18 protein-coding genes and 1 pseudogene are annotated in these 21,301 nt (G+C 74.0%); 12 read left to right on the forward strand and 7 right to left on the reverse strand.

Annotated features, from left to right (window positions below):
• Nucleotide 1 precedes the first annotated feature (1 nt).
• The 4 genes and pseudogenes from QC029_RS14820 to QC029_RS14835 form a co-directional block, all read left to right on the forward strand.
• Nucleotides 2-790 (forward strand): DUF3710 domain-containing protein, encoded by a 789-nt coding sequence (locus QC029_RS14820; RefSeq protein WP_279556109.1) that lies wholly within the window; start codon nucleotides 2-4, stop codon nucleotides 788-790.
• A gap of 185 nt (nucleotides 791-975) precedes the next feature.
• Nucleotides 976-1,686 carry an ATP-binding cassette domain-containing protein gene (locus QC029_RS14825; RefSeq protein ID WP_279556110.1) on the forward strand — a complete coding sequence of 237 codons (711 nt, stop codon included), beginning with the start codon at nucleotides 976-978 and terminating at the stop codon, nucleotides 1,684-1,686.
• 99 nt (nucleotides 1,687-1,785) lie between these two features.
• Nucleotides 1,786-2,196 (forward strand): OB-fold nucleic acid binding domain-containing protein, encoded by a 411-nt coding sequence (locus tag QC029_RS14830; RefSeq protein ID WP_279556111.1) that lies wholly within the window; start codon nucleotides 1,786-1,788, stop codon nucleotides 2,194-2,196.
• A 69-nt stretch (nucleotides 2,197-2,265) separates the two neighbouring features.
• A pseudogene (locus tag QC029_RS14835) lies at nucleotides 2,266-2,859 on the forward strand (DUF3159 domain-containing protein); the annotation flags it as partial.
• Nucleotides 2,860-2,903: 44 nt separating this feature from the next.
• Here QC029_RS14835 and QC029_RS14840 read toward each other — a convergent pair.
• From QC029_RS14840 to QC029_RS14850, 3 genes are all read right to left on the reverse strand, one after another.
• Complete coding sequence (locus QC029_RS14840; protein ID WP_279556112.1) at nucleotides 2,904-3,587, reverse strand: TrkA family potassium uptake protein; 684 nt, start codon at nucleotides 3,585-3,587, stop codon at nucleotides 2,904-2,906.
• A gap of 316 nt (nucleotides 3,588-3,903) precedes the next feature.
• Nucleotides 3,904-4,572, reverse strand: coding sequence for a TrkA family potassium uptake protein (locus tag QC029_RS14845; protein WP_279556113.1), 669 nt, complete (start codon nucleotides 4,570-4,572; stop codon nucleotides 3,904-3,906).
• A 110-nt stretch (nucleotides 4,573-4,682) separates the two neighbouring features.
• Nucleotides 4,683-6,857 carry an MMPL family transporter gene (locus tag QC029_RS14850; protein ID WP_279556114.1) on the reverse strand — a complete coding sequence of 725 codons (2,175 nt, stop codon included), beginning with the start codon at nucleotides 6,855-6,857 and terminating at the stop codon, nucleotides 4,683-4,685.
• A gap of 167 nt (nucleotides 6,858-7,024) precedes the next feature.
• Here QC029_RS14850 and QC029_RS14855 point away from each other — a divergent pair, with 167 nt between their 5' ends.
• On the forward strand, nucleotides 7,025-7,450 hold the full coding sequence (locus QC029_RS14855; RefSeq protein ID WP_336621590.1) for a MarR family transcriptional regulator: 426 nt from the start codon (nucleotides 7,025-7,027) through the stop codon (nucleotides 7,448-7,450).
• Here QC029_RS14855 and QC029_RS14860 read toward each other — a convergent pair.
• Nucleotides 7,350-9,056 carry an SDR family oxidoreductase gene (locus QC029_RS14860; protein WP_279556116.1) on the reverse strand — a complete coding sequence of 569 codons (1,707 nt, stop codon included), beginning with the start codon at nucleotides 9,054-9,056 and terminating at the stop codon, nucleotides 7,350-7,352. The genes QC029_RS14855 and QC029_RS14860 overlap by 101 nt on opposite strands.
• 158 nt (nucleotides 9,057-9,214) lie before the next feature.
• Here QC029_RS14860 and QC029_RS14865 point away from each other — a divergent pair, with 158 nt between their 5' ends.
• From QC029_RS14865 to QC029_RS14880, 4 genes are all read left to right on the forward strand, one after another.
• Entirely contained in the window at nucleotides 9,215-11,281 is a 2,067-nt protein-coding gene (locus tag QC029_RS14865) for an APC family permease (protein WP_279556117.1), read from the forward strand.
• A 67-nt stretch (nucleotides 11,282-11,348) separates the two neighbouring features.
• A complete protein-coding gene (locus QC029_RS14870; protein WP_279556118.1) occupies nucleotides 11,349-12,719 on the forward strand; it encodes a class I SAM-dependent RNA methyltransferase in 1,371 nt (456 codons plus the stop codon).
• A 425-nt stretch (nucleotides 12,720-13,144) separates the two neighbouring features.
• Nucleotides 13,145-13,495, forward strand: coding sequence for a hypothetical protein (locus QC029_RS14875; RefSeq protein ID WP_336621589.1), 351 nt, complete (start codon nucleotides 13,145-13,147; stop codon nucleotides 13,493-13,495).
• A 572-nt stretch (nucleotides 13,496-14,067) separates the two neighbouring features.
• Nucleotides 14,068-15,612: a fused MFS/spermidine synthase gene (locus QC029_RS14880; RefSeq protein ID WP_279556119.1), complete on the forward strand. Its 1,545-nt coding sequence runs from the start codon at nucleotides 14,068-14,070 to the stop codon at nucleotides 15,610-15,612.
• Nucleotides 15,613-15,846: 234 nt separating this feature from the next.
• Here the strand turns inward: QC029_RS14880 and QC029_RS14885 are convergent, their stop codons facing one another.
• From QC029_RS14885 to QC029_RS14895, 3 genes are all read right to left on the reverse strand, one after another.
• On the reverse strand, nucleotides 15,847-16,701 hold the full coding sequence (locus QC029_RS14885) for a helix-turn-helix domain-containing protein (protein ID WP_279556120.1): 855 nt from the start codon (nucleotides 16,699-16,701) through the stop codon (nucleotides 15,847-15,849).
• Nucleotides 16,702-17,096: 395 nt separating this feature from the next.
• Complete coding sequence (locus QC029_RS14890; protein WP_279556121.1) at nucleotides 17,097-17,375, reverse strand: Atu4866 domain-containing protein; 279 nt, start codon at nucleotides 17,373-17,375, stop codon at nucleotides 17,097-17,099.
• Between the two features lie 165 nt (nucleotides 17,376-17,540).
• Complete coding sequence (locus tag QC029_RS14895; RefSeq protein ID WP_279556122.1) at nucleotides 17,541-17,681, reverse strand: hypothetical protein; 141 nt, start codon at nucleotides 17,679-17,681, stop codon at nucleotides 17,541-17,543.
• 225 nt (nucleotides 17,682-17,906) lie between these two features.
• On the opposite strand from QC029_RS14895, the gene QC029_RS14900 reads away from it, so the two are divergent.
• The 3 genes from QC029_RS14900 to dnaK all read left to right on the forward strand — a co-directional run bounded on the left by QC029_RS14900 (nucleotide 17,907) and on the right by dnaK (nucleotide 21,296).
• Nucleotides 17,907-18,197 carry an Atu4866 domain-containing protein gene (locus tag QC029_RS14900; protein WP_279556123.1) on the forward strand — a complete coding sequence of 97 codons (291 nt, stop codon included), beginning with the start codon at nucleotides 17,907-17,909 and terminating at the stop codon, nucleotides 18,195-18,197.
• Between the two features lie 217 nt (nucleotides 18,198-18,414).
• Nucleotides 18,415-19,155, forward strand: a complete 741-nt coding sequence (locus tag QC029_RS14905) for an SDR family oxidoreductase (RefSeq protein ID WP_279556124.1) — start codon at nucleotides 18,415-18,417, stop codon at nucleotides 19,153-19,155.
• A gap of 239 nt (nucleotides 19,156-19,394) precedes the next feature.
• The gene (gene dnaK / locus QC029_RS14910) at nucleotides 19,395-21,296 is read left to right on the forward strand and encodes a molecular chaperone DnaK (protein ID WP_279556125.1); all 1,902 of its coding nucleotides are present in this window, start codon (nucleotides 19,395-19,397) and stop codon (nucleotides 21,294-21,296) included.
• Nucleotides 21,297-21,301: the final 5 nt, after the last annotated feature.

Genomic DNA, 21,301 nt, shown 5'->3' on the forward strand with positions numbered 1-21,301 from the left:
CGTGTTCGGACGTCGTCGCAAGAAGGAAGCAGGGCCCGAGGGCGCCTCGGACGAGTTCGAGACGGAACGATCCGACGAGGGCGCCGACGCGTCGGACGGGTCCGGCGACAGCACCGGTGATGGGCAGGCCCGGGTCAAGCTCCCCCCGGCCCCCCGGCCGGACGGCCCCTGGGACGTGAGCGAGCTGCGCGCGCCGGGCGAGGGCCGCGTCGACCTGGGAGGCCTGTTCGTGCCCGGCGTGCCGGGCATGGAGCTGCGGGTGGAGGTCGCCGGCGACGCCATCGTCGCCGCGACGATCGTGCTCAAGGACAGCGCCGTCCAGCTCCAGGCGTTCGCCGCGCCCAAGCGCGAGGGCATCTGGGACGAGGTGCGCGAGGAGATCGCCTCGGGCATCACCCAGAAGGGCGGGATCATCGACGAGGTCGAGGGCCCGCTGGGCTGGGAGCTGCGCGCCCAGGTGCCGGTCCAGCTCCCCGACGGCAACAGCGGCATGCAGGTCGTGCGCTTCGTCGGCGTGGACGGTCCCCGCTGGTTCCTGCGCGGTGTCATCTCCGGCCAGGGCGCGGTGCAGCCGCAGGCCGCGGGGCTGCTGGAGCAGATCTTCCGCGACACGGTCGTGGTGCGCGGCGACTCCCCGATGGCCCCCCGCGACCCGATCGTCCTGAAGCTGCCCGACGACGCGCAGATGGTGCCCGACGGCGTCCAGCAGGAGCAGTCCGAGGAGGGCTCCCGCTTCGCCGGCGGCATCGACAAGCTCCAGCGCGGCCCGGAGATCACCGAGGTCCGCTGACCGGGACCGGAAAGGGCCCTGCCGCCGCGGGAAGCGGCAGGGCCGCACCACCCGTCCCGTCCGCCGCTCCCGCCCCCGGCCGGCCGCCCTCGTCACCCGTGACCAGTGGCGGCCGACCGGGGGCGGGGACGGCGGACGGGCGCTAGGCTCGGCACCGTCCGGAGCCGTCCGGAAGGGGAGGCCGTATGGGTGCCGTGGTCGAGGTCGAGGATCTGCACCACTCCTACGGTCACGGACCCGCCGCGGCCCGTGTGCTGTGCGGCCTGTCGCTCACCATCGGGCGCGGGGAGCTCGTCGCGGTCACCGGACGCCCCGGCGCCGGCCGGACCACCCTCCTCGGCCTCGTCGGCGGGCTCGACACCCCCGTCTCCGGCCGGATCACCGTCGACGGCGTGCGGCTGGACGGACTGGGGGAGCGGGAGCGGCTGAGACTGCGCCGCGACCGCATCGGCATCGTCTTCCCCTCCCCGGGACTGCTGCCGGTCCTCACCGTCGCCGAGAACGTCGGCGTGCCGCTGCGGCTGCGCAACGTCCCCCCGCACGAGCGCGACGAGCGCGTCTCCCGGCTGCTGTACGAGGTCGGCCTGGCCGAGCTGGCCGGGCGGCGGCCCGACGAGCTCCGCAGCGACCAGCGCCAGCACGTCGCCGTCGCCCGCGCCCTGGCCATCCGCCCCGCGCTGCTGGTGGCCGACGAACCCGCCGCGCTGCTCGGCCCCGACGAGGGCGCCGGCGTCCTGGAACTGCTGCACACCGTGATCCGCGCCCGGCGGACCACCGCCCTGGTCGCCACCCGCGACCCCTGGCTGCTCTCCCGCGCCGACCGCGTCCTGGAACTGCGCGACGGGCGGCTGCGCGAGGTCGGCCCGGAACTGCGTCCGCTGCCGACGCGGCCCTGACGCGCGCCGCGGAGCGCCGGGGGAGCGCCTTCGGTCACATCCGGCCCCGGAGCCCTCCGGGGCATTACGGGCGGTGACGGGCGCGGGTAGGCTGGCCGCATGAGTGGCGTTACCCGACCCGAGAGGCAGGGCGGCCGGCTGCGGCGCCTCCTCGGGCGTCTGTCCTCCTCCCAGGAGGACCTGCTCTCCGCCGAGCTCCGGCAGGACACCGAGGAGAGGGGCTGCACCCGCATCTGCGACTGCGGCGACCGGCAGATCGTCAAGGTGACCGGTACGCTGCGCACCGTGACGCAGCGCCCCCGGGCCGGTGTGCCCGCGCTGGAGGCGGAGCTGTTCGACGGATCCGCCCCCCTGGACGTCGTGTGGCTCGGCCGCCGGTCCATCGCGGGCATAGAACCGGGCCGCAAGCTGATCGCCTCCGGGCGGATCGCGATGAACCGCGGCCGTCCGGTGCTGTTCAACCCCAAGTACGAGCTGCGACCCATCGGACAGGACAGCGGACAGGAGTAGCGGGTGACCTCTCTCGAGAAGCCGGCCGCGGGCACGGACGGGGCCGGCGCCGCGGCATCCGGTCCGACGGTGACGGACAAGGCGCTGATGGAGGCGTTCGGCGGGGTGCGGGGCATGGTGGACACCACCGTGCCCGGCCTGGTCTTCGTGCTGGTCTACACGGTCAAGCGGGACATCCACCTCGCGGCCGTCGCGGCCCTGGGCCTGAGCGTCCTGCTCGCGCTGGTCCGCCTGGCCCGGCGCGAGACCCTCAAGCACGCCTTCAGCGGTGTCTTCGGGGTCGGGATCGGCGCGGTCTTCGCGATGATGTCGGGCGACGCCAAGAACTTCTACCTGCCGGGCATGCTCTACACCCTGGGCCTGGCGGTCGCGTACTGCGTCTCGGCGATGGTGCGCTTCCCGCTGATCGGGGTGCTGCTCGGGCCGCTGATGCGCGAGAACCTCTCCTGGCGCACCCGCAACCCCGGCCGCCTGGCGGCGTACACCAAGGCCACCTGGGCCTGGGGGATCGTGCTGCTGGCCAAGTCGGCCATCCTCTTCCCGATCTACTTCTGGGGCGACGCCACCCAGCTCGGCTGGGTGAAGGTGGCGCTGGGCATTCCGCCGCTGCTGCTGTGCGTCTACCTGACCTACGTCTTCCTGGCCAAGGCCCCGCCGCCTCTCCGCGTACCCGCTGTACCGGCCCCATCGGCCGTACCGGCCCGCGGTCAGTCCCGGGGCTCGTCCGGCTCGCGCCGCACCGACAGCAGCTCCTCCAGCTGCTCCTCGCGCGACTGCGCGGCGACGAACAGCAGCTCGTCGCCCGGCTCCAGGGAGTCCTCGGCGCCCGGCGTCAGCACCCTGCTGCCGCGGATTATCGTCACCAGCGAGGTGTCCTCGGGCCACTCCACGTCGCCCACCCGCGTGCCGGCCAGCGCCGACTCCGGGGGCAGGGTCAGCTCGACCAGGTTGGCGTCGCCCTGGCTGAAGCGCAGCAGCCGCACCAGATCGCCGACGCTGACGGCCTCCTCGACCAGCGCGGACATCAGCCGCGGGGTCGAGACGGCCACGTCGACGCCCCAGGACTCGTTGAACAGCCACTCGTTCTTGGGGTTGTTCACCCGTGCCACGACCCGCGGCACCCCGTACTCGGTCTTGGCGAGCAGGGAGACCACGAGGTTGACCTTGTCGTCGCCCGTCGCGGCGATCACGACGTGGCAGCGCTGGAGCGCCGCCTCGTCCAGCGAGGTGATCTCGCAGGCGTCGGCCAGCAGCCACTCGGCCTGCGGCACCTGCTCCACCGAGATGGCGCCGGGCGACTTGTCGATCAGCAGTACCTCGTGGCCGTTCTCCAGCAGTTCGCCGGCGATGGAACGGCCCACCGCGCCGGCTCCGGCGATCGCGACCCTCACGGCGCCTCCTCGCGGTTCCCCCGGGCCCCCGGCCCGAGGACGTCTCCGTCTCCGTCCCCGTCTCCGCGGACGCGGCGCGGAGGCGCGTTCCTCATGGCCGTCCGCGGCCCGGTGGCCGCACGTGCGTCGCTCACGGTGCCTTCCGTGTTCGCTTCTCCGCCCGTGCGGCGTGTCGGTGCGGGTTGCGTGGTCGTCTGCGGGCCGGTGGCCGCACGTGCGTCGCTCACGGTGCCTTCCGTGTTCGCTTCTCCGCCCGTGCGGCGTGCCGGTGCGGGTTGCGTGGTCGTCCGCGGCCCGGTGGCCGCACGTGCGCCGCTCACCGAAGCTCCCCTTCCGGTCCCCGGGAGAACGCCGCCTCGACGTCGCCGACCCGGTCGCAGCGCATCATCACGTGCACCAGATCGCCCTCCTGGATCACGGTGTCGGACGTGGGCAGCATCGCCTCGCCCAGCCTGGTGATGAAGGCGACCCGGGTGCCCGTCTCCTGCTGGAGGCGGCTCACCCGGTGCCCGACCCAGGCGGTGGAGGCGTGCACCTCGGCGAGCTGGACGCCGCCGGTCGGATCCAGCCACAGCGGCTCCGCCCCCGAGGGCAGGAGCCGCCGCAGCATCTGGTCGGCCGTCCAGCGGACCGTGGCGACGGTCGGGATGCCCAGCCGCTGGTAGACCTCGGCGCGGCGGGGGTCGTAGATGCGGGCCGCCACGTTCTCCACCCCGAACATCTCGCGCGCCACGCGGGCCGCGATGATGTTGGAGTTGTCGCCGCTGCTGACCGCCGCGAACGCCCCGGCCTCCTCTATCCCCGCCTCGCGCAGGGTGTCGCGGTCGAAGCCGACACCCTCCACACGGCGTCCGCCGAAGGACGAGCCCAGGCGGCGGAAGGCCGCCGGGTCCCGGTCGATGATCGCGACCGTGTGACCCCGCTGCTCCAGGGTCCGGGCGAGCGCGGCGCCGACGCGTCCGCACCCCATGATGACGATGTGCATGAGGCCGCTACCCCGTACCTTCCCCTGCTGTGACGACCCGGGCCGACATCGCGCATCATCCTTTCCGCCCCCGTCGGGGCACCTGCCGGGGCTGCTGTCCGGCCGTAACGCTACCCGGCATCCGGTCCGGCGGAGCCCCCGCGGTCCCGCGCGGCGTCCCCGGGTCGCCCGCCGGAGTGCTCCTCCGGGCGCGTTCCGCCGTCGCGGCGGCTCAGCGCGCTGGGCCACCACACGGCCGGGCCGATGTCCCTCACCAGGGCGGGGACCAGCAGGGACCGTACGACGATGGTGTCCAGCAGGACGCCGAACGCGACGATGAAGGCGATCTGCACCAGGAACGCCAGCGGGATCACCACCAGCGCCGCGAAGGTGGCCGCCAGCACCACACCGGCCGAGGTGATCACCCCGCCGGTGGCGGTCAGCCCCTTGAGCACGCCGAAGCGGGTGCCGTGGCGGAGCGACTCCTCGCGGACCCGGGTCATCAGGAAGATGTTGTAGTCCACCCCGAGCGCGACGAGGAACACGAAGCCGTACAGGGGGATGGAGGCGTCCGTGCCGCTGAAGCCGAGGAGGTTGTCGAAGACCAGCGAGGCGACGCCGAGGGTGGCCAGGAAGTTGAGGGCCACGGTCGCCACCAGCAGCACCGGCCCCACCAGCGAGCGCAGCAGCCCGATCAGGATGACCAGGATGATCACCAGGACGACGGGGATGATGAGCGCGCGGTCCTCCCGCGCGGTCTCCTGGGCGTCGAGCTGCTGGGCGGTGTAACCGCCGACCAGGGCGTCGGCGCCGTCGACCGCGTGCACCTCCTCCCGCAGCCGCTCGACCGTCCGCCGGGCCTCCTCGGAGTCGGAGCCGGCCGACAGGGTCGCCTCGACGGCGGCCCGCCCCCCGACGACCACCGGTTCGCCCTCGCCGGGGCCGCGCGTCCCCACCACCGGCCGGACCGACTCCACGCCCTCGGTGCCCTGCGCGGCGGCGGTGACCTCCCGCAGCCGCTCCGCGTCCGCGATGATCACCGCGGGGTTGCCGGAGCCGCCGGGGAAGTGTTCGTTCAGCCTCTCCTGGGCGGTGACGGACTGCGCCCCGCCGACGAAGATCTCGCTCAGCGGCATGCCCCTGGAGGTCAGGGTCGGGAAGAACGCGGCGGCGGCCGCCAGGAACACCAGCGAGATCGCCCACACCCGGCGCGGGGAGCGGTCCACCAGGGAGGCGACGCGCCCCCACACACCGCGGTCGGCGCCGGTCTCGGAGGGGGCCACGGGGGGCTTGGGGCGGCTGGGCCAGTACGCGGCGCGGCCGAGCAGGGCGAGGGCGGCGGGCAGGAAGGTCAGGGCGCTGAGCACCGAGCAGGCGATGCCGATGGCGCCGACGGGGCCCAGGGCCTGGTTGTTGCGCAGATCGCTCAGGAGCAGCGCCAGCAGGGCCAGGGCGACGGTGGCCGCGCTGGCCACGATCGCGCCCGCGGAGCGGCGCACCGCGGCGCGCACGGCGGTGAAGCGGTCGCCGCGCAGGGCGAGTTCCTCGCGGTAGCGGGCGGACAGCAGCAGTCCGTAGTCGGTGGCGGCGCCGATGACGAGGATGAACAGGATGCCCTGGACCTGGCCGTCGACGCGTACGACGTCCCGCTCGGCCAGGGAGTAGACGATGGCGGTGGCCAGGGAGAGGGCGAAGACGGAGCCCATGATGATGGCCAGCGGCAGCAGCACGCTGCGGTAGACCAGCAGCAGGATCAGCAGCACCACGCCGAGCGCGACGCCGAGCAGCAGTCCGTCGATCCCGGCGAACGCCTCGGAGAGGTCGGCCTGGGTGGCCGCCGGGCCGGCGATGTGGACCGCGGTGCCCTCCACCCCCGCGGCCGCCTCGCGCAGGGAGCCGAGGACGTCGCCGAGCTCCTCGTCGAGGTCGGCGGCGAGCGGCACCACCCCCTGCAGCGCCTGGCCGTCCTCGGACGGCACGACGGGGGAGGGGCGGCCGGCGACGCCGGGCGCCTCGGACAGCTCGGCCAGGACGCGGCCGGCCTGCTCGCGCTGCCCGGCGTCGACGCTCCCGTCCTCCGCCTCCCAGACGACGATCGCGGGCAGGGTCTCGGTGGGGCGGAAGTCCTGGTAGGCCTCCGTCACCCTGGTCGACTCGGCGTTCTCGGGCAGGAAGGAGGACTGGTCGTTGGTGGAGACCTCGCCGATCTTCCCGGCGTACGGGCCGAAGGCGCCCCCGACGGCCAGCCAGACGACGAGCAGCGCTGCGGGCACCAGCCACCGGAGGCTGGGCGATGTGGGTTTCATGGGCTCCCTGACCTGAAGGATGCGGGCTCCGCCCCGGCGGGCAGAAGTCTTTATGAGTGAGAAACTTGATGAGTGAGATTGTATATCGTGGGGGGGTGCGCGAATCAGACGAGCCCGCCAGCGGCGATCCCACCGGCCTCCAGGCCTTCGCCGTGCTGCTGCGCCGCATGAACGGGGAGTTCGGCCGGATGGCGCACGACTTCGCCCAGTCCCAGGGCCTCCACCCCACCGACGTGCAGGCCCTGGTGGAGATCCTGGACGCGGGGGAGGACGCGCCCGTCACCCCCGGTCTGCTGCGCGAGCGGCTCCAGCTCACCTCCGGCGCGGTCACCGCGTGCCTGGACCGCCTGGAGCGCGCCGGCCACATCCGGCGCACCCGGGACTCGGCCGACCGCAGGATCGTCCACCTCCACTACGCCCCCCGGGGCCGGAAGGTGGCCCGCGAGTACTTCGCTCCCCTCGCGCGTGCCACCGACGCCGTGCGGCAGCGCTTCAGCGACGCGGAACTCCGCGCCGTCGTGCGCTTCCTGGCAGCCATGAACGAGGAGCTGGCCGCGCTGCGCCACCCGGACGGGAACCCTCCCGGGCGCTGACCGCCCGCTCCCGGCCCGCGCGGGCGGCACCCGCCTCGGCGGCCGAGGCGATGTTGCGCGCCATCCCGCCGAATACCACCGCGTGGAACGGCGAAACGCCCCACCAGTACGCCTGCCCCAGCAGGCCGTGCGGATGGAACAGCGCCCGCTGCCGGTAGACGGTCTCCCCCGACGGGCCGCGGCCCACCGCCAGCTCCAGCCAGGCCAGGCCCGGCAGCCGCATCTCCGCCCGCAGCCGCAGCAGCCGCCCCGGCTCGATCTCCTCCACCCGCCAGAAGTCCAGCGAGTCACCGGCCCGCAGCCGCGCCGCGTCCCGCCGCCCCCGGGCCAGCCCCACCCCGCCCACCAGCCGGTCCAGCCAGCCCCGCGCCGCCCAGGCCAGCGGGAAGGAGTACCAGCCGTTCTCGCCGCCGATGCCCTCGATCACCCGCCACAGGGCGTCGGGCGAGGCGCCGACGGCGCGCTCGCGCACGTCGGTGTAGAGGCTGCCGCCCGCCCAGTTCGGGTCGGTGGGCAGCGGGTCGCCGGGCGCGCCGGGCACCGAAGCGGAGGACCAGCGGGTGGCCACCTCGGCGCTCTTGATCCGCCGGAGGGCCGAGTGCAGCGCCTGGTCCAGGCCCATCAGCCCGCCGGGCGGGTCGGGCACGTACCGGGCGATGTCGTGCTCGGCGCAGACCACCTCGTGCCGCAGCGACTCCGCCAGCGGCCGGGCCACCGCGCGGGGCACCGGGGTGATCAGCCCGATCCAGTGGCTGGACAGGCCGGGGGAGAGCACCGGCACCGGGACGATGACCCGCCTCGGCAGCCCGGCCACGGCGGCGTAGCGCCGCATCATCGCGAGGTACGTCAGCACCTCCGGGCCGCCGATGTCGAAGGTCCGGTTCACGTCCGCCGGCAGCTCCGCGCAGCCGACCAGGTAGCGCAGCACGTCGCGGACGGCGATCGGCTGGAGCCGGGTGCGCACCCAGCGCGGGGTGACCATCACCGGCAGCCGCTCGGTCAGGTAGCGCAGGATCTCGAACGACGCCGAGCCCGAACCGATGATCACCGCGGCCCGGAGCACGGCCGTCGGCACGCCCGAGGCCAGCAGCAGCCGCCCCACCTCGGCGCGGGAGCGCAGATGGGCCGACAGCTCCTCCTCGGGAACGCCCCGGGGGGTCAGGCCGCCCAGGTAGACGATCCGGCCCACCCCCGCGGCCCGCGCCTGCTCGCCGAAGATCCTCGCGGCCTCGCGGTCGGTGTCCTCGAAGCGGGAGCCGCCGCCCATGGAGTGCACCAGGTAGTAGGCGACGTCCACCCCCTCCATCGCCCCGCGCACCGACGCGGCGTCCGTCACGTCGCCCCGCACGACCTCCGCCCGCCCGGCCCAGGGGTGGTCGCGCAGCTTGGCCGGGGTGCGGGCCAGGCAGCGCACCGTGTGGCCCGCCGCCAGCAGCTCGGGCACCAGCCGGCCGCCGATGTAGCCGGTGGCCCCGGTGACCAGGCAGCGCAGCGGCCGGGCGCCCCGCCCGCCGCCGTCCCCGCCGCCGTCCGTGTCCCTGCCCGTGTCCCTGCCCGCGTCCCCGTTCGTGTTCCTGTCCGTGCCCCCGCTTGTGCCCCTGTTCATGTCCCGGCCCGTCCTCTCAGCCATACGGCCATGCTTGGCCCCGCCCCCACCCCTCGCAACTCGCGCCGGACCCGCCCCGCGCCTTCCCGCCGTGACCTGCCGCACTCCGCCCGGCGGCGTTTGGGCGGGCGGGGCGGGGGAGGCTTACGATCCTCTGCGTGTCCAAGCTGACCGACGTGTCCAAACGGATCCTGATCGGCAGTGCGCTGCGGAGCGACCGGCTCGCCGAGACGCTCCTGCCCAAGCGCATCGCCCTCCCCGTGTTCGCCTCCGATCCCCTGTCGTCGGTCGCCTACGCGCCGGGCGAAGTCCTGATGGTGCTCTCGATCGCGGGGTTCTCGGCGTTCCACTTCGGTCCGTGGATCACGGTCGCGATTGTCGTGCTCATGTTCACCGTGGTGGCGTCCTACCGGCAGAACGTCCGCGCCTACCCCTCCGGCGGCGGCGACTACGAGGTCGCCACCGTCAACCTCGGCCCCCGCGCCGGACGCACCGTCGCCAGCGCCCTGCTCGTGGACTACGTGCTGACGGTCGCGGTGTCGGTCGCCGCGGGCGTGGACAACCTCGGCTCGGCCGTCCCCTTCGTCTCCGAGAACAAGACCGGGGTGGCGCTGGCGATCATCGCGCTGCTGACCGTGATGAACCTGCGCGGCGTCCGGGAGTCCGGCGCGATATTCGCCGTCCCCACCTACCTCTTCGTCGCCGGCGTCCTCGGCATGATCGCCTGGGGCGCCGTCCGCTGGTTCGCCCTGGGCGACACCATGCGGGCCCCCAGCGCCGACTACGAGGTGCTGGCCGAGCAGAGCGACCTGGCCGGGCTCGCGCTGGTCTTCCTGCTGCTGCGCGCCTTCTCCTCCGGCTGCGCCGCCCTCACCGGCGTCGAGGCCATCAGCAACGGCGTCCCCGCCTTCCGCAAGCCCAAGAGCCGCAACGCCGCCACCACCCTGGCCCTCATGGGCGGCCTGGCCGTCACCATGTTCTGCGGCATCATCGCCCTGGCCCTGGCCACCGACGTGAAGATGTCCGAGACCCCGGCCAAGGACATCCTCATCGACGGCCGCCCCGCCGGGGAGGGCTACCACCAGGACCCGGTCATCGCCCAGGTCTCCGCCGCCGTCTTCGGCGACGGCTCCGCGCCGTTCCTCTTCCTGGCCGCCGTCACCGCGCTGGTGCTCTTCCTGGCCGCCAACACCGCCTACAACGGCTTCCCCGTCCTCGGCTCGATCCTCGCCCAGGACCGCTACCTGCCGCGCCAGCTCCACACCCGCGGCGACCGGCTGGCGTTCTCCAACGGCATCGTGCTGCTGGCGCTCTTCGCGGGCGCGCTGGTCTACGCGTACGACTCGGACTCCACCCGGCTGATCCAGCTCTACATCGTCGGCGTCTTCGTCTCCTTCACCCTCAGCCAGACCGGCATGGTCCGGCACTGGAACCGCCACCTCGCCGAGGAGGCCGACCCCGCCGTCCGCCGCCGGATGATGCGCTCGCGCGCCATCAACGCCTTCGGCGCCTTCTTCACCGGCCTGGTCCTGGTCGTGGTGCTGGTCACCAAGTTCAGCCACGGCGCCTACGTCGCCCTCATCGGCATGGCCCTCTTCTACGCGATGATGACCGCCATCCGCCGCCACTACGACCGGGTCGCCGAGGAGCTGGCGATGCCCCGGGACGCGGAGCGCGAGGAGATGGCCAAGCCCTCGCGGGTGCACTCCATCGTCCTGGTCTCCAAGGTCCACCGGCCGACGCTGCGGGCGCTGGCGTACGCCAAGCTGATGCGCTCCGACGTCCTGGAGGCCCTCAGCGTCAACGTCGACCCCGAGGAGACCCGCGCCCTGCGCGAGGAGTGGAACCGGCGCGGCATCGGCATCCCCCTCAAGACCCTGGACTCCCCCTACCGGGAGGTCACCCGGCCGGTCGTGGAGTACGTCAAGGGCCTGCGCCGCAGCAGCCCGCGCGCCGTGGTCAGCGTCTACATCCCCGAGTACGTCGTCGGCCACTGGTACGAGCAGCTGCTGCACAACCAGAGCGCCCTGCGGCTGAAGGGGCGCCTGCTGTTCACCCCCGGCGTGATGGTGACCTCCGTGCCCTACCAGCTGGAGTCCTCCGAGCGCGCCCGGCTGCGGGCGCGCCGGCGCGCCGAGTGGAGCGCGCCCGGCGCGGTGCGCCGCGGCTCCGTCGGGCCCGTCGGCCCCGCCGCCCGCGGTGAGGGCGACGGGCGCGAGGAGTGACCCGGGCGGACCGGTAGGCTGGAGGACTGCCGTCCATGCGCCCCGCCGTCCGTTGGAGCCGCTCCCCATGCCCCGCGCAACACCCCCCGCCGCCTCCCCCGAAACCGCACCGTCGCTGGTGGGCCGGGAGTACGAGGTCGAGATCGGTCCCGTCGCGCACGGCGGCCACTGCATCGCCCGCACCGAGGAGGGGCGGGTGCTGTTCGTGCGGCACGCCCTGCCCGGCGAGCGGGTCGTCGCGAAGGTGACCGAGGGCCGGGAGGACTCCCGTTTCCTGCGCGCCGACGCCGTCGAGATCCTGGAGCCCTCCAAGGACCGCGTCGAGCAGCCGTGCCCGTTCGCGGGCCCCGGCCTGTGCGGCGGCTGCGACTGGCAGCACGCCGCCCCCGGAGCGCAGCGCCGCCTGAAGGCGTCCGTCGTCGCCGAGCAGCTCCAGCGGCTGGCCGGGCTGACGGCCGAGGACGTCGGCTGGGACGGCACCGTCGAGCCCGCCCCCGGCGACAAGGTGCCCAAGGGCGAGGTCCCGGCCTGGCGCACCCGGGTGCACTACAGCGTGGACGACGAGGGCCGCGCCGGCCTGCTCCGCCACCGCTCCCACGAGGTGCAGCCGATCGACCGCTGCCTGATCGCCGCGCCCGGCGTGAGCGAGCTGGGCGTCGAGAAGCGGGAGTGGCCGCAGATCGCCACCGTCGACGCCGTCGCCGCCACCGGCTCCGGCGACCGGCAGGTCGTGCTCACCCCGCGTCCCGGCGGACGCCTGCCCCTGGTGGAGCTGGACCGCCCGGTGTCCGTGCTGCGGGCCGAGGAGTCCCGCGGCGCACGCGGCGGCGAGCGGACCGTGCACCGGGTGCACGGCCGTCCCTTCGTCCGCGAGCGCGCCGTCGGCCGCACCTGGCGCATCAGCGCGGGCGGCTTCTGGCAGGTCCACCCCAAGGCCGCCGACCTGCTGGTGGAGGCCGTGATGACCGGCCTGACGCCGCGCAAGGGCGAGATGGCCCTCGACCTGTACTGCGGCGCCGGGCTGTTCGCGGGGGCCCTGGCCGAGCGGGTCGGCGAGAAGGGCGCGGTGCTCGGCATCGAGTCGTCCGGGCGCGCGGTGGAGGACGCCCGGCACAACCTCGCCGACCTGGACCGCGTCCGCGTCGAGCGCGGCAACGTCGAGCAGGTCCTGCCGCGCACCGGCATCACCGAGGCCGACATCGTCGTCCTGGACCCGCCGCGCTCGGGCGCCGGCCGGAAGACGGTGCGGCAGGTGGCCGGCCTCGGCCCGCGCCGTATCGCCTACGTCGCCTGCGACCCGGCGGCGCTCGCCCGCGACCTGGCGTACTTCCGCGAGGAGGGCTACGTCCCGCACTTCCTGCGGGCGTTCGACCTGTTCCCGATGACCCACCACGTGGAGTGCGTCGCCGTCCTCAAGCCCGCGGAGAAGCGTTCCTGACCTGCGGTTCCGTGCGTGCGCACGATGTGCGGTGCGGGCGTCGCGGGCGATGTCCCGACGCCGAGACGCCCCTGTCGCGCTCCCTGCCGGCCCTCCACGGAGCCGGCTGAGGACCGTTCCGCGGCCCGTTGCCGCACGATGCCCGGCCTCTGGCAGGAACCCCCCGTTCGGGTTCGGCCAGGGGCCGGTCCCCGTCTCCCCTCCACCGACGCGCGCCGTTTCACGCGCAGGCCCCGGGAGGCGTTCCGGCGTCGGCGGCGGCGCACGCGGGGGGATTGACGTCGCCCGCCGGTTCCTTATCATTCAGGTTGCTCGACACTCCGACTGTTGTTCGATATCGCGAACGGGTGGGACCGCTCCACCGCACAGCAGGGCATCTCCGGGTCGCACCCCCCACGAACGCCGAGCCGCAAGGAGCCTGCCGCATGCGCATGCCATGGCCTCACGCGTCCTTGTCCCGTCGTCGTGCGCCGGCGTCCGCCGCCGGCCTCGCCGGCGGTGCGGCCCTCCCGCCGGCAGGAGCCTCCCGCGCCGCAGCCGCTCCCGTACGGGGACCGGCCCGCGTCACCGCAGGGGAGTACGCGAACCCGGCGTTCTGGCAGGACTTCGCGGGCATCGACGTCGCCCGCGTCGCAGACACCCGCTGCGCCCCGGCCCCGACCACGCACTGCTCGCCGGGCGCGCCCGTCCTGCGCCCGTGCGACCCGGTGCACTGGGAGATCGCCGGCCGCGCGGTGCCGGTGCCGGACTTCGGCGCTAAGCACGACCCGACCTGAATGCCCGCAGCGGGCCTGGTGCCCCGTCACGGAGCGGGCGGTCGACCGCCACCGCGCGGGCCCGGCAGTCCGTTCGGGCCCGGGCCCGCGCTCAAGCGCTGTGTCGTGTGCCGCCTGCCGGTGGCCGGGAAGAAGCTCGTCCTCACCACGGGCGGCCGGCCGGTGCACCGCGCCTGCCAGTCGGCCACGGGCCGCTCGGCGACTTGTTCGGCGGCTTCGTCCGGTGCCGTCCGAGCACCGGAGGACGTCGGCCGCGCCGAACTCCTCAGGAGCATCGAAGCGTTGCGGAAGTGCGGCGCGGGGACGAAGCCGGGCGCCGCGAAGGCGCGGCCGCCGACCGCCCCAAGCCGCCGACAGCGTCGCACCGCGGCAAGCGGCCGGTCCCTCCGCACCAGCCGTACCACGGCGTGGAGACGAAGTTCACCGGCGGCCGGTGGGTGCGGATGCACCCCGACTCCGGATGGCGGCCGCCTGCCGTGCCGACTCGGTCCGGGACGCGTCCGCGGTGAGCGGACGTCCGGGGGGAACGAGGGTTCTCGCCGTGTCGTCCGGCCGATGCGCCGCGTGCGAGGATGGCGTTCGTGACCGAGCCGCCTTCCTCGCCCGCCGCCCAGGGCACGCCTCGCGACCACGGCCTGGGCTCCCGTACCGCCGCCGTGCTCGTGTTCGGGTCCTCGGCCGCGGTCCTGGTGGTCGAGATCGTCGCTCTGCGGCTGCTGGCCCCCTACCTCGGCCTCACCCTCGAGACCAGCACCATGGTGATCGGCATCGCCCTCACCGCGATCGCCTTCGGCTCCTGGCTGGGCGGGCGCGTCGCCGACCGGATCGATCCACGCCGGCTTCTGGGCCCCTCGCTCGGGCTGTCGGGAGCGGTCGTGGCGCTGACCCCCGCCCTGCTGCGCACCACCGCGGAGTGGGCGACGGCGGTGCTCCTGCCGATCGCGTCACTGACCATCCTCGTGCCGGGCGCGCTGCTCTCCGCGGTGACGCCGATCGTGACCAAGCTGCGGCTCACCAGCCTCGCCGAGACGGGGACGGTCGTCGGCCGGCTGTCCGGCGTCGGCACCGTCGGCGCCATCGTCGGTACGGTCCTGACCGGCTTCGTCCTCGTGTCGCGGCTGCCGGTCAGCGGCATCCTGATCGGCCTCGGAACGCTGCTGGTGGTCGGCTCGGCGCTGGTCGAGTGGCGAACGCGCGGGTGGAGCGGCGCCCCTGCCCTGGCCCTCGCGGTCGTCGCCGGCGGTCTGGCCGCCGTGGTCGTGCCCGGTGGCTGCGACGTGGAGACCAGGTACCACTGCGCACGGGTCGTCGCCGACCCCGACCGGGACGGCGGCCGCACACTCGTTCTGGACGGCCTGCGGCACTCCTACGTCGACATCGAGGACCCGACCTTCCTGGAGTTCACGTACGTGCGCGCCATCGCGTCGGTGGTCGACGCCGCCTTTCCCGAAGGCGAGCCGCTCGCCGCCCACCACCTGGGCGGCGGCGGACTCACCTTCCCCCGCTACCTCGCGGCCACGCGGCCCGGGACGCGCAGCGTCGTGTCCGAGATCGACGGCGGGGTCGTGCGCATCGACCGCGACCGGCTCGGCCTGAGGCCCGGAGCCGGTGTCGACGTACGCGTCGAGGACGGCAGGCTCGGCCTGCGGCGGCTGGACACCGGTAGTCGGGACCTCGTCGTCGGCGATGCCTTCGGGGGCGTCAGCGTGCCGTGGCACCTCACCACGGTGGAGGCGATGACCGACGTACGGCGGGTGCTCGACGAGGACGGCGTGTACGTCGCCAACCTCATCGATCACGGTGAGCTGGCCTTCGCACGCGCCGAGGCGGCCACCCTCGGCGAGACCTTCGAGCACGTCGCCCTCCTCGGCAGACCCGCCGACATCGGCCTCGACCCGGCCGCCACCCCGGAGGGCGGCAATCTGGTGGTGCTCGCCTCCGACCGGCCGGTCGACCCGCGCGCGATCCAGGAAGCGCTGGACGCCCGGCGGACCGGCTGGAGGGTCGCCGCCGGCGACGACCTCACCTCCTGGATCGGCGACGCCCGACCGCTCACCGACGACCACGCACCCGTCGACCAACTCCTCCAGCCCTACGGCTCACGGAGCGGCCGGTGACGGGACGCGCGCCCAGGCCCCGCCGACGCACCTGAACGAGCCGCCCCGCGCCTGCGCCCCGGTCCGGGCCCGGTGCTCCCGTACGGCGATCACGTCCGGGTAGGCGCGGCCGCGTACGGCGCGGCCGCCGGACCCAGCAGTACCCGTCGGGGTACCCGGCACCGCCGATCACCGTTGCGTCGCCGTCGCGGGCGACGGGGCCGCCGCCGGTCGTGGCCGCGAGGAGGCGGGCTCTCACGTGACCCGCCCCGGCGAGTCGTCCCGGTGCCCGGGGCGGGTCGCCGCCAGCGAGCCGAGCAGGCGGAGCGCGTCCGCGGTCCGGGTGCCCTCCTGGGCGTGGTAGACGACCAGTTGCTGCCCCGGGGCGGAGCGTACGTCGAAGGTCTGCATGCGCAGGGTGAGTTCGCCGACATCGGGATGCCGCAGGACCTTCGCGGCGTCGCTCTTGCCCCGTGCGTCCCGCCTCTGCCAGAGGTCGGCGAACGCGCGGCTGTTCTCCGTGGCCGTTCGCAGCACCTCGTGGATCCGCGGGTCGTCCGGCCGGGCGCCCTCCAGGAAGCGGAATCCCGCGACCGCGTTGGCCGCGGCCGTCTCCCAGTCCGCGTGGAACGAGCGGACCGACGGATCGAGGAACATCGTGAGCAGCAGGTTCGCGCCGGGCTGGAGGTGGGGGAAGACCGCGCGCCCCAGCGTGTTCGCGGCCAGGACGTCGTAGGCCCTCCCCAGGAGCAGGGCCGGCGTGCGGTCCCACAGCTCGGCCAGTGCCAGCAACCGGGGATCCGCGCGCTCGGCGCTGCCCTCGTGCCGTGGGAGCGGGGTCATACCCGCGATCCGGTACAGGTGCAGCCGGCCGTCGTCGTCCAGCAGCAGCGCGTCGCTCAGGGCGTCCAGGACCTGCGGCGACGGGCGCCGCTCACGGCCCTGCTCCAGCCGCAGGTAGTAGTCGACGCTGATGCGGGCCAGCAGCGCGACTTCTTCGCGGCGCAGGCCGGGGACGCGCCGCCGTCCGTCCAGGGGCAGACCGACGTCGGGCGGCGTCACCTGTGCGCGCCGGCTCCGCAGGTAGTCGCCCAGTCTCGAGGTCGTCATGCCGGTCAGGCTAGGCTCCCCGGCGGCCGGGAGCCTGGTCCCGGTGCTCCCAGGACGGGGCGCGGTCCGCTCCCGCGCCCGTCGAGGGCGAGGACGGGGACGGGGGACGGGGACGTGACCGGTGTCCCCGCCGCCTTCGCGCTCCTGATGGCCGGCGGGAGCGCGGACGGTCGCCGCGCCGATGCGGGGACCGGCGTCGGAGCCGAAGGCCCCCGGCGCCTCCTCCCGCGGGGAGCCGGCAGCCCGGACGGACTCGGCCGGCTGCCGCGGCACCTCGGCCGTGGACCACCGCCCTCGGTCCCTCCGCCGCGCCGGACCGCGCCGCCGTTCCCCGGCGCCGTACGCCCGGGCGCGGGACGTGCCCCCGGCGCGCGATTCCGGGGCCGCGCGAGGGATCAGTCCCGGCGCATGACGTAGCCGGCGCGGTGCGGTTCGTCACCGCGGAAGTACCCCACGGCCCAGAAACCGAGGTCGTCCGGGTAGTCGATCCGGTCGCCGTCGATCCAGTACCGGCCCCGGCAGGCGTGCGGCCGGCCGCCCCGTGTCTCGTCGTAGCGGCCGTCGGCGGTGGGTTCGTCGGGCACCACCAGCAGGCCGCCGGTGTTGCCCGGGGTCAGCGTCGCGACGTGCTCCGAGCGCTCGCCGCGGCCGGCGGCCGGCGCGACGGTGTCCACGACGGGTGTCCACGACGGCGGGGACGATGGTCGTGCCGCTGGAGTCGACGTGGATGGCGTCGTCGTCCTCCGCCGCGGTGAACAGGGACGGGCCGACCGCCACGATCAGGGAGCCGACGAACAGGATATCGGCGCCGGTCACGGTCCCGATCAGCGGGTCCATCGTCAGGATGCGGGCGTTGGTGAACGGGACGGGGCGTCCCGCGTCGCGTTCGAGAGGGTCTCGTCGAGGGCCCTGGAGTTCCAGCCCGCGACGTGCGTGTCGGTGGCGCTCATCGCCTGCTCCTCGGGTGAGTTCGCGTCCACCGGTGTGTGCGGTGTGGGGAGTGCGCTGCTGCGGGCCGGGCGGGCGCCGGGTGGCGCCGGGCGGCTTCCGCACCGTCGGCTTCGGCGGCTGTCTTCCCGCCGCCACCGGACGCGTCCGCCCGCCGCGCCGCCGCCGTACGAGCCCGCCGTCCGCGACGGTGGGTGCGCGGCACCCAGGAGGACGGCGGCCTGGTCGCCTCCCGCCGCGGGGCCGAGGGTGGAGTCATGACCAGCGACGACACGCCCCGCGACGCACACCCGTACGTCGGGATGTGGGTGACCGCGGACGGCTTCATCCGCCAGGAACTGCTGCCGGACGGCCGCTACGACGAGGCCCGGGGCAACCGCCGGAGCGCCTACACCGGCCGTTACACCGTCACCGGCAGCCACCTCGACTACGTCGACGACACCGGCTTCACCGCCACCGGCGACGTCCGCGACGGCGTTCTCTTCCACGAGCACCTCGTGCTCTACCGCGAGGGCGACCCGCGCGCCCGGCAGGGAGCCCGGCCATGACCGGGATCCGGCCGCGGACGACCTGAGCCGCCACCCCCGGGCCCGCGAACGCCCGCCGCCCGCCGCGGCCGTGGTCACCGGGATCCCGCCGGCCGGGCCCGCCGGCCTCGAACGGTCCACCGAGCGGCGACGCATCGCCGCTCCGCCCCGTGCGGCCGACGCGGTTCGGGAACGCCCCGCCACGTCGGCCGCTCCACCCCGAAGGAGTTCTCCGTCCATGACCCCCTCCACCAGCCGGAAGATCGTCCTCGTCACCGGCGCCAGCAGCGGCATCGGCGAGGCGACCGCCAGGCTGCTCGCCGAACGAGGCCACCACGTCGTTCTCGGAGCCCGCCGTACCGAGCGGCTCGCAGCGCTCACCGAGGACATCCGGGCGGCCGGCGGCAGCGCCGAACACCACCCCCTGGACGTGACCGACGCCGACCAGGTGCGGGCCTTCGTCGACGCGGCCCGCAGCGGGCACGGCCGCGTCGACGTCCTGGTCAACAACGCCGGTGTGATGCCGCTGTCCAAGCTGGAGGCACTCCGGCTCGACGAGTGGAACCGCATGATCGACGTGAACGTCCGCGGCGTCCTGCACGGCATCGCGGCCGCACTGCCGGTCATGCAGGCCCAGCGCCACGGCCAGTTCGTCAACGTCGCCTCCATCGGCGCCCACCAGGTCTCCCCGACCGCGGCCGTCTACTGCGCCACCAAGTACGCCGTGTGGGCCATCTCGGAGGGTCTGCGGCAGGAGGTCGGCGGCGACATCCGCGTCACCACCATCTGCCCGGGCGTCACCGAGTCCGAGCTGGCGGAGTCCATCTCGGACCCGGTGGGCCGCGAGGAGATGCGCACCTACCGCAGCGTCGCCATCCCGGCCTCGTCCGTCGGCGCGGCCATCGCGTTCGCCGTCGACCAGCCCGCCGAGGTCGACGTCAGCGAGATCATCGTCCGCCCCACCGCGAGCCACGCCTGAGCCGGCCACCCGCCCGCCCCCACCGCACACGGTGGGGGCGGAGGGGGACGGACGGGACGGAGGGGGGCGGAGAAGGAGCCGCCTGCCGGTGAAGGCTTCGGTGCCGCCGTTCCGCGGCCCGGTGCCGTCGGCGGATTTCCGGAAGAACTTGACTGCTGGCGGCTCAAGTTTTATGCAGGAAACATAGGCAGACGATGCCCGGTTCCCACATCCGCGCGACAGCGAAGGAGGAACCCGAGATGGCACGTGCGGTCGGTATCGACCTGGGTACGACCAACTCCGTGGTGTGCGTCCTGGAGGGCGGCGAGCCCACCGTCGTCGCCAACGCCGAGGGCGCCAGGACCACCCCCTCGGTGGTGGCGTTCGCCAGGAACGGCGAGGTGCTGGTGGGCGAGGTCGCCAAACGGCAGGCGGTGACGAACGTCGACCGCACCGTCCGCTCGGTCAAGCGGCACATGGGCGAGGCGGGCTGGCGCTTCCCGGGGACGGGGGACGTGGACGGCAGGCGGTACGCCGCCCAGGAGATCTCCGCCCGGGTGTTGCAGAAGCTGAAGCGGGACGCCGAGGCGTACCTGGGCGAGAAGGTCACCGACGCGGTGATCACCGTGCCCGCCTACTTCAACGACGCGCAGCGCACGGCGACGAAGGAGGCCGGTGAGATCGCGGGCCTCAACGTCCTGCGGATCATCAACGAGCCGACGGCCGCCGCGCTGGCCTACGGGCTGGAGAAGGAGGACCAGACGGTCCTGGTCTTCGACCTGGGCGGCGGCACCTTCGACGTCTCGCTGCTGGAGATCGGCGAGGGCGTCGTGGAGGTGAAGGCCACCAACGGCGACACGCGGCTCGGCGGCGACGACTGGGACCAGCGGGTCGTCGACTACCTGGTCAAGCGGTTCGGGAACGCGTACGGCGTGGACCTGTCCAAGGACAAGATGGCCGTCCAGCGGCTGCGCGAGGCGGCGGAGAAGGCGAAGATCGAACTGTCCTCCGCGACGGAGACCACCATCAACCTGCCCTACATCACGGCGTCGGCCGAGGGTCCGCTGCACCTGGACGAGAAGCTCACCCGGGCCCAGTTCCAGGAACTGACCGCCGACCTGCTGGAGCGCTGCAAGGGGCCCTTCCACCAGGCCGTGAAGGATGCCGGAGTCCGTGTCTCCGAGATCGACCACGTCGTTCTGGTGGGTGGTTCGACGCGTATGCCGGCGGTCGCCGAGCTGGTCAAGGAGCTGACCGGCGGCAAGGAGGCGAACAAGGGCGTCAACCCCGACGAGGTCGTCGCCATCGGCGCCTCCCTGCAGGCCGGTGTCCTCAAGGGCGAGGTCAAGGACGTCCTGCTGCTGGACGTCACCCCGCTGTCCCTGGGCATCGAGACCAAGGGCGGCATCATGACCAAGCTGATCGAGCGCAACACCACGATCCCGACCAAGCGCTCGGAGATCTTCACCACCGCCGAGGACAACCAGCCCAGCGTGCAGATCCAGGTCTACCAGGGCGAGCGCGAGATCGCGGCGTACAACAAGAAGCTGGGCATGTTCGAGCTGACCGGGCTGCCGCCGGCGCCGCGCGGGGTGCCGCAGATCGAGGTCACCTTCGACATCGACGCCAACGGCATCATGCACGTCTCCGCCAAGGACCTGGGTACCGGCAAGGAGCAGCGGATGACCGTCACCGGCGGTTCGGCGCTGCCCAAGGACGACATCGAGCGGATGATGCGCGAGGCCGAGCAGTACGCGGAGGAGGACCACCGCCGCCGCGAGGCCGCCGAGACCCGCAACCAGGCCGAGCAGCTGGTGTACACCACCGAGAAGTTCCTCAAGGACAACGAGGACAAGGTGCCCGGTGAGGTGAAGAGCGAGGTCGAGACCGCGGTCGCCGACCTGAAGGAGAAGCTCAAGGGCGCGTCCGCCGAGGGCGGGGATACGGCGGCGATCCGGGAGGCTTCGGAGAAGGTCGCCTCCACCAGCCAGAAGCTGGGCCAGGCGCTCTACGCCGACGCCCAGGGCCAGCAGGCCGCGGGCGGCGCCGCCGACGCCGGGGCAGGAGCCGGGGCCGGCGCCGGGACCGGCGGCTCGGACGACGACGTGGTGGACGCCGAGATCGTCGACGACGACGGGGACGAGAAGGGCAGGGCCGCCTAGGGGGA

This window comes from Streptomyces sp. DH37, assembly GCF_029813835.1.
Lineage (GTDB): Bacteria > Actinomycetota > Actinomycetes > Streptomycetales > Streptomycetaceae > Streptomyces.

Excerpts from the sequence above, each read along its gene's own strand:
- QC029_RS14830 (WP_279556111.1), top strand. The coding sequence starts at position 1,786 with ATGAGTGGCGTTACCCGACCCGAGAGGCAGGGCGGCCGGCTGCGGCGC.
- QC029_RS14845 (WP_279556113.1), bottom strand. The coding sequence starts at position 4,572 with ATGCACATCGTCATCATGGGGTGCGGACGCGTCGGCGCCGCGCTCGCC.
- QC029_RS14825 (WP_279556110.1), top strand. The coding sequence starts at position 976 with ATGGGTGCCGTGGTCGAGGTCGAGGATCTGCACCACTCCTACGGTCAC.
- QC029_RS14880 (WP_279556119.1), top strand. The coding sequence starts at position 14,068 with ATGGCGTTCGTGACCGAGCCGCCTTCCTCGCCCGCCGCCCAGGGCACG.
- QC029_RS14905 (WP_279556124.1), top strand. The coding sequence starts at position 18,415 with ATGACCCCCTCCACCAGCCGGAAGATCGTCCTCGTCACCGGCGCCAGC.
- QC029_RS14885 (WP_279556120.1), bottom strand. The coding sequence starts at position 16,701 with ATGACGACCTCGAGACTGGGCGACTACCTGCGGAGCCGGCGCGCACAG.
- QC029_RS14875 (WP_336621589.1), top strand. The coding sequence starts at position 13,145 with ATGCGCATGCCATGGCCTCACGCGTCCTTGTCCCGTCGTCGTGCGCCG.
- QC029_RS14855 (WP_336621590.1), top strand. The coding sequence starts at position 7,025 with ATGAACGGGGAGTTCGGCCGGATGGCGCACGACTTCGCCCAGTCCCAG.
- QC029_RS14860 (WP_279556116.1), bottom strand. The coding sequence starts at position 9,056 with ATGAACAGGGGCACAAGCGGGGGCACGGACAGGAACACGAACGGGGAC.
- QC029_RS14870 (WP_279556118.1), top strand. The coding sequence starts at position 11,349 with ATGCCCCGCGCAACACCCCCCGCCGCCTCCCCCGAAACCGCACCGTCG.
- QC029_RS14850 (WP_279556114.1), bottom strand. The coding sequence starts at position 6,857 with ATGAAACCCACATCGCCCAGCCTCCGGTGGCTGGTGCCCGCAGCGCTG.
- QC029_RS14900 (WP_279556123.1), top strand. The coding sequence starts at position 17,907 with ATGACCAGCGACGACACGCCCCGCGACGCACACCCGTACGTCGGGATG.
- dnaK (WP_279556125.1), top strand. The coding sequence starts at position 19,395 with ATGGCACGTGCGGTCGGTATCGACCTGGGTACGACCAACTCCGTGGTG.